Raw genomic sequence first — 6,385 nt, forward strand, 5'->3', positions numbered from 1 at the left:
CTTCACCATCTTCTGGATGTCGGCCTCGCTGAGGCCGCCCGAAGCCTGGATGCGGATCTGCTGCTCCTTGCCGGTGGCCTTGTCCTTGGCCGAGACCTGCACGATGCCGTTGGCGTCGATATCGAACGTGACCTCGACCTGCGGCTGGCCGCGCGGCGCCGGTGGCAGACCGACCAGGTCGAACTGGCCCAGCATCTTGTTCTGGGCGGCGATCTCGCGCTCGCCCTGGAACACGCGGATAGTGACCGCCGTCTGGTTGTCGTCGGCCGTCGAGAAGGTCTGGCTCTTCTTGGTCGGGATCGTGGTGTTGCGCTCGATCAGGCGGGTGAACACGCCGCCCAGCGTCTCGATGCCGAGCGACAGCGGCGTCACGTCGAGCAGCAGGACGTCCTTGACCTCGCCCTTCAGCACGGCCGCCTGGACGGCCGCGCCGACCGCGACGACCTCGTCGGGATTGACGTTGCGGGCCGGCTCCTTGCCGAAGAACTGCTTAACGACCTCGATCACCTTGGGCATGCGGGTCATGCCGCCCACCAGGATGACCTCGTCGATCTGACCGGGCTGCAAGCCGGCATCCTTGAGGGCCGCCTTGCAGGGCTCGAGCGTGCGCTGCACCAGGTCGTCGACCAGGGACTCGAGCTTGGCGCGCGACAGCTTGATCACGAGATGCTTGGGACCGCTTGCGTCGGCGGTGATGAACGGCAGGTTGATCTCGGTCTCCTTGGCGTTGGAGAGCTCGATCTTGGCCTTTTCGGCCGCTTCCTTCAGGCGCTGCAGGGCAAGCTTGTCGTTGCGCAGGTCGATGCCCTGGTCCTTTTTGAACTCGTCGGCCAGGTAGCCAATGATCCGGACGTCGAAATCCTCACCACCCAGGAACGTGTCGCCGTTGGTGGCTTTGACCTCGAACACGCCGTCGCCGATCTCGAGCACCGACACGTCGAACGTGCCGCCACCCAGGTCGTAGACCGCGATGGTGCCGCTCTTGCGCTTGTCCATGCCGTAGGCGAGCGCTGCCGCTGTCGGCTCGTTGATGATGCGCAGGACTTCGAGGCCGGCGATGCGGCCGGCATCCTTGGTCGCCTGGCGCTGGGCGTCGTTGAAGTAGGCCGGGACGGTGATCACCGCCTGCTCGACCTTTTCGCCGAGATAGGCTTCGGCGGTTTCCTTCATCTTGCCGAGAATGAAAGCCGAAATCTGGCTGGGGCTGTAGGTCTGGCCCGCGGCCTCGACCCAGGCGTCGCCGTTGCCGGCCTTCACGATCTTGAAGGGAACGAGCGACATTTCCTTCTGGACCATGGGGTCCTCGAAGCGGCGCCCGATCATGCGCTTGACCGAATAGAGGGTCTTGAGCGGGTTGGTCACGGCCTGGCGCTTGGCGGCCTGGCCGACGAGACGCTCGCCGCCGTCGGTGAACGCGACCATCGACGGGGTCGTCCGCGCGCCCTCCGAATTCTCGATGACCTTGGTGTCGCCGCCTTCCATGACCGCGACGCAGGAATTGGTCGTTCCGAGGTCGATTCCGATGACTTTCGCCATGTTGCTACTCTCTCGCTAGGCGGATCGGTCCGGCCCCAAAGGCGCCAAATCGACCCCCGATATGTGATTACCTGCCGGAAAAACCGGGTCAGGACAGGGGCTATATAGGTCCTCTATGGCTGCCTGCAATGGCGCGACCGGCGTTGGACCCGGAAAATCGTGCCGTGCCTAATTCTCGTTGCTGGGGGGGCGAACCGTCGGTCGGCCTATCGGGCCGCCTTTGGCAACCGCGACCATGGCCGCGCGCAGCAGGCGTCCGGCGATCAGATAGCCCGGGATCAGTTCCTGAACGATCGTGCCGGCCGGAACCGAAGGATCCTCGACTTCCATCATGGCCTGGTGGAATTCGGCGTTGAACGGCTGGCCCAGCGCCTCGACGCGGGTGACGCCGTGGCGCTCCAGCACCGATTGCAGTTCGCGATCGGTGGCCTGGATGCCGACGATCACGTTGCGCACCGCGGGATCGATGGATTCGAGATCCGCCGGCAGCGCCGACAGGGCGCGGCCGAGATTGTCGGCCACCGACAGCACGTCGCGGGCGAAGCGCTCGATGCCGAACTTGCGCTCCTTCTCGACGTCCTGCTGGGCGCGGCGGCGCACGTTCTGGGCCTCGGCGAGCGCCCGCAGCTGCTTGTCCTGCAGGTCGGCCTTTTCGGCCTGGAGCTGCTCGACGAGATGTTGCAGCTCGGTAGCGCTCTCAGGCTTGGGCGGAATATCGAGGCTGGAATCGGACGGCTCGACCGGCATCTCAGCCGGGGCGCCGCCCGCGGTCGGATCGCTGGCCATTTGTCGTCCCTCGTTGTGCCTAGCTTCAGTGGTCTCTTCAGGCGGCCTTCAATTAGGGATGCTCACCGTCCGGGTCAACCACCTGCGTCAGACCGCCTGCCACTCAGACCATCCAGCGTCACACGGCCTGAAGAGGGGCGTGCAATTTGGTGCCGTGCACGATGATGCCGCCGCGGTCGCCCACGGTCACGGTGCCGTAGCGCTGGGCGTAGATTTCCGGAAGCGGCCTGGCGTCGGAGGCTGCCAGCCACAGGCGCAGCAGATGGCGTCGGCGCTCGGGTTCCGGCCAGTCCACGAAGCCGGTTCGGTCGTGCAGCATGGTGTGGTTGTGCACGAGCTGGACGTCGCCCGGCTTGAACTCCATGAACAGGTGCAGCTTGGGATCGCCCGCCAGCGAATCGAACATGTCGAGAGCTTCGACCTGGGTCGGCGACAGTCGTGGTGCGTCGGCAAAGCGCTGGGCGGAGTCGACGTACTGGCGCTGATAGATCGCGCTCAGGAAGCCCTTGTGCCAGTTGAACACGGGAATCTCGAAGTAGGGCTTCTGGCCCTCCGGCACCTCGCCGCGCCGATCGGTGGCGAGCGGCTGGAACAGAAGCTTCAGAAGATCGGGCCGGCGGCGACGCATCTCGTTGAAGATCGTGGTCGAGCTGACCAGGGCCGACAGGCCACCCGACTGCGCCGTCTTGAGGCAGAGCAGGCCGACGATATCGCAGGAATCGGTGTGGTAGGTTTGGCGCTCGTTGGTCTGGTAGATGCGGACGTTGGGATCAGCCACATCGAGGCCGAGGTCCTGGACATGGCCCAGCACATGGCCCTTGCCGTTCTGCGAGCGCGCGCTGCCGAGATGGGCGCCGAGGCCGAAGAACGCGGTCGCTGCCTCGCGCATCGACCAGCGCTCGACGGGCAGGCCGCGCAGCAGCAGGAAGCCGCGGCCATTCAGGACCTCGTCGCGGACTCGTGCCTTGAGCTTGGGGCCGAGCGAGGGCAGCGGAAAATCGCGCGCCGTCACCGCCGCAATATCCGCGTCGCGCGACGCCAGCGCCTTCGTGGCGTGCTCAATCTCCGCGATCTCGGCCGGCGACAGCGGCATCGACCAGTCGTCGCGCTGGGTCATCTCGGGGCCATACCATGCGGCGGCGCCGGTCTGTTCCGGCGGCAGGTCAAACGGCTTGGGACTCACGTTTCCCATGGAAACCTCGGGGCAAAGAGATCGTCGCTGGTCGACAGGCGGAAGCTCTCGGTGGCGTTCACCAGCGCCGCACGGATGCCTGGTTCCAGCGCGCTGTGGCCGGCGTCCGGCACCACGACGTAGCGTGCCTCGGGCCAGGCGCGCGCCAGGGCGTCGGCGGTGACGGGCGGACAGACGATGTCGTAGCGGCCCTGAACGATGGTGCCGGGCAGCTGACGGATGCGGTCGAGATCCGACCACGGCCAGCCTTCGGGCACGAACGTGCCGTGGGCGAAGTAGTGCGCCTCGATGCGGGAGAGCGCGAGGGCAAAGCCGCCATGATCAGACTCGAACGGCGCGCGTGCCGTCGGATAGAGCGTCGAGCAGGCCGCTTCGTAGCGACTCCAGGCGCGGGCTGCCGGCCGATGGCTGTCGGGATTGCGGTCGGTGAGGCGGCGATAGTAGTTGCCCAGCAGATCGGTGCGCTCGCTCTCGGGAAGGTGCTCGACGAAGTCGCGCCATGCTTCCGGAAAGACCGTGCGCATGCCGTGGAGAAACCAGTCGATCTCCGATCGGGCACCGAGAAAGATCCCACGCAGGATGAAGCCCGTCACGCGGTCGGGGTGCTTGATGCCGTAGGCCAGCGCCAGCGTGCTGCCCCACGAACCGCCGAACAGCAGCCAGCGGGCGATGCCGAGATGGCTGCGCAGCTTCTCCATGTCGGCCACGAGGTGATCGGTGGTGTTGTCGTGCAACTCGCCGAGCGGCATCGAGCGGCCGCAGCCGCGCTGGTCGAGAACCACGATGCGGTAGAATTGGGGATCGAAGAAGCGCCGGTGGACCGGTGCCGATCCCGCGCCCGGGCCGCCGTGCAGGAAAAGCACAGGCAGGCCTTCGGGATTGCCGCTCTGCTCCCAATAGATCGTGTGCCGCCCGTCGACCGCCAGCATGCCGCTGGCATAGGGCGAAATCTCCGGGAACAGGTCGGAGCGAAGGGGGGTCTCTGAGCGCGGCATGCTTGTCTCTGCGATCATCACTGCCATAGCGGCGATCTCCATTCCAGCCCTGCGGCGATTGCCGCCGCCGTGGCCGAACGTCTAAGGTCGAGCGGGCGCCGAGGAGGGTTAGTGTTTTTTCACCGCATTCTGGTGCTGGTCGCGCTGCTCCTGGCCATCGGCGCCTGCACGGCCGGAAGCAATCCGCCGCAGACGGCCGTCGGCGTTGCGTCTCCTCCCGTCCTGCCGGCGGCGATCGAGCGGGAGGTCGGCGCCGCCTACCCCGACACGGCGCTGCAGGCCTACGTCGATCGCGTCGGACAGAAACTGGTCCGCGGTTCCGGTCTTGCGGAATCCTACCGCTTCGTCGTGCTCGACCTGCCGGTGGTCAATGCGCATGCCCTGACGGGCTATGTCTTCGTGACGCGCGGCCTTCTCGCCGTGCTCGACGATGAAGCCGAACTCGCAGCGGCCCTCGGTCACGAGCTTGGCCATCTCACCCAGCGCCATGCCGCCCAGCGCGCCCGGGCGCGCCAGGGGGTGCTCGAGGCCGCCGTCGAGGCGGCGGCGACGACCGGGTCGGTCACGGTCGGCCGCTCCGTGGCGCGCGACGGTCTGATCGCCTTGCGACGCTATTCGCGCGAGCAGGAGCTGGAGGCCGACCGGATCGGCCTCGCCTACGTTGTGCAGGCTGGATACCGAAACAGCGCGATGGCTTCCCTGATCGACAGGCTCCGGCAGCAGGCGCAACTCGAGGCGAAGCTTCTGGGCGAGGCACCGGATTCCTTCGATCAGCGCAGCGCTACCTCCACCCATCCCGCTCCCTTCGAAAGAAAGGGTGCCCTCCAGGCGGCCGGCGTGGCGGTGGCTGGAGAGTCCGGCCGGCCCGCCTATCTTGCGGCGATCGACGGCATGTCGGTCGATGACGCGCCCAACGAGGGGTTTGTGCGCGGCCGGGCCTTCTTGCATCCGAAGTTGAAGCTCGCCTTCGAGGCCCCCCGCGACTTCCGCCTGTTCAACGACCAGGACGGCGTCCTGGGCGTGGGGCGCGATCGGTCGTTGTTGTACTTCGGCTGTTCCACCGATCGGGTGCCGGGCCGGCTCGATGAATGGATGCGCAACACGCTGAAGCCGACACCGACTGACATCCAGGCCACCGAGATCGGGGGCGCGGAAGCGGCCATCGGGGCTCGGCCGCGCGGCTCCGACACCAGCCTCGGCCAGGCGCGCTACGTGATGGTGCGACACGGCGAGCGTATCTGCTTCTTCAATCTGCTGAGCGAGGGCCCCGACCGCGATCGCCGGATCGAGGTCCTGGTCAATGCTGCACGCACCTTCCGCACGCTGTCGGACGCGGAGGCGACGGCACTGCGGCCTTATCGGCTGCGGGTGATCCCTGCGGCCGGCACCTCGCCGGCCCAGCTTGCGGCACGGATGCCCTATGACGATCTCAGGATGGAAAGGCTGCTGGTCCTGAACGGAGTCGACACGCCGACCGAGCTTGGCCGCCTGTCCCAGATCAAGATCGTCGAACCCTGAGCTCTCGGACCTTGAGCACCGGGCATGAAAAAGGCGGCACGACGATCGTCGGCCGCCTTTTCAATGTTTCAGTCGCCGGCCGCCGTTAGGCCACTTTCTGCAGTACGCTGTTCAGCTTCTGCGTGGCGAGATCCTTGTCGATGCGCTCGACGGCGGCGAGTTCGCGCGCCAGCCGATCCAGCGCCGCCTCGTAAATCTGGCGTTCGCTGTAGGACTGGTCGGGCTGGCCGGCATTGCGGTGCAGATCGCGCACCACTTCGGCGATCGAAACCGGGTCGCCCGAGTTGATCTTGGCTTCGTATTCCTGGGCGCGGCGGTTCCACATGGCGCGGCTCACGCGGCTGCGGCCCTTCAGGGT

5 protein-coding genes and 1 pseudogene are annotated in these 6,385 nt (G+C 66.6%); 1 reads left to right on the top strand and 5 read right to left on the bottom strand.

Features of this window, described 5'->3' with window-relative positions:
* From dnaK to pip, 4 genes are all read right to left on the bottom strand, one after another.
* Positions 1 to 1,536, bottom strand: a 1,536-nt coding sequence (gene dnaK, locus EPO55_RS17015; RefSeq protein ID WP_296338221.1) for a molecular chaperone DnaK, incomplete at its 3' end; no start/stop codon positions are given.
* A 168-nt stretch (positions 1,537 to 1,704) separates the two neighbouring features.
* The gene (grpE, locus tag EPO55_RS17020) at positions 1,705 to 2,322 is read right to left on the bottom strand and encodes a nucleotide exchange factor GrpE (protein ID WP_296338223.1); all 618 of its coding nucleotides are present in this window, start codon (positions 2,320 to 2,322) and stop codon (positions 1,705 to 1,707) included.
* A gap of 118 nt (positions 2,323 to 2,440) precedes the next feature.
* A complete protein-coding gene (locus tag EPO55_RS17025; RefSeq protein WP_296338224.1) occupies positions 2,441 to 3,514 on the bottom strand; it encodes a TauD/TfdA family dioxygenase in 1,074 nt (357 codons plus the stop codon).
* Positions 3,502 to 4,509, bottom strand: coding sequence for a prolyl aminopeptidase (gene pip, locus EPO55_RS17030; RefSeq protein WP_296338225.1), 1,008 nt, complete (start codon positions 4,507 to 4,509; stop codon positions 3,502 to 3,504). The genes EPO55_RS17025 and pip overlap by 13 nt, the downstream gene beginning before the upstream one ends.
* A gap of 111 nt (positions 4,510 to 4,620) precedes the next feature.
* Here pip and EPO55_RS17035 point away from each other — a divergent pair, with 111 nt between their 5' ends.
* Positions 4,621 to 6,027 carry a M48 family metalloprotease gene (locus EPO55_RS17035; protein ID WP_296338226.1) on the top strand — a complete coding sequence of 469 codons (1,407 nt, stop codon included), beginning with the start codon at positions 4,621 to 4,623 and terminating at the stop codon, positions 6,025 to 6,027.
* An 85-nt stretch (positions 6,028 to 6,112) separates the two neighbouring features.
* Here the strand turns inward: EPO55_RS17035 and EPO55_RS17040 are convergent.
* Positions 6,113 to 6,385, bottom strand: a pseudogene (locus EPO55_RS17040) (CarD family transcriptional regulator); the annotation flags it as partial.

Source organism: Reyranella sp. (genome assembly GCF_004296935.1).
Lineage (GTDB): Bacteria > Pseudomonadota > Alphaproteobacteria > Reyranellales > Reyranellaceae > Reyranella.

Coding starts and splice junctions, on each gene's coding strand:
- grpE (WP_296338223.1), bottom strand. CDS start 2,322: ATGGCCAGCGATCCGACCGCGGGCGGCGCCCCGGCTGAGATGCCGGTC.
- pip (WP_296338225.1), bottom strand. CDS start 4,509: ATGCCGCGCTCAGAGACCCCCCTTCGCTCCGACCTGTTCCCGGAGATT.
- EPO55_RS17025 (WP_296338224.1), bottom strand. CDS start 3,514: ATGGGAAACGTGAGTCCCAAGCCGTTTGACCTGCCGCCGGAACAGACC.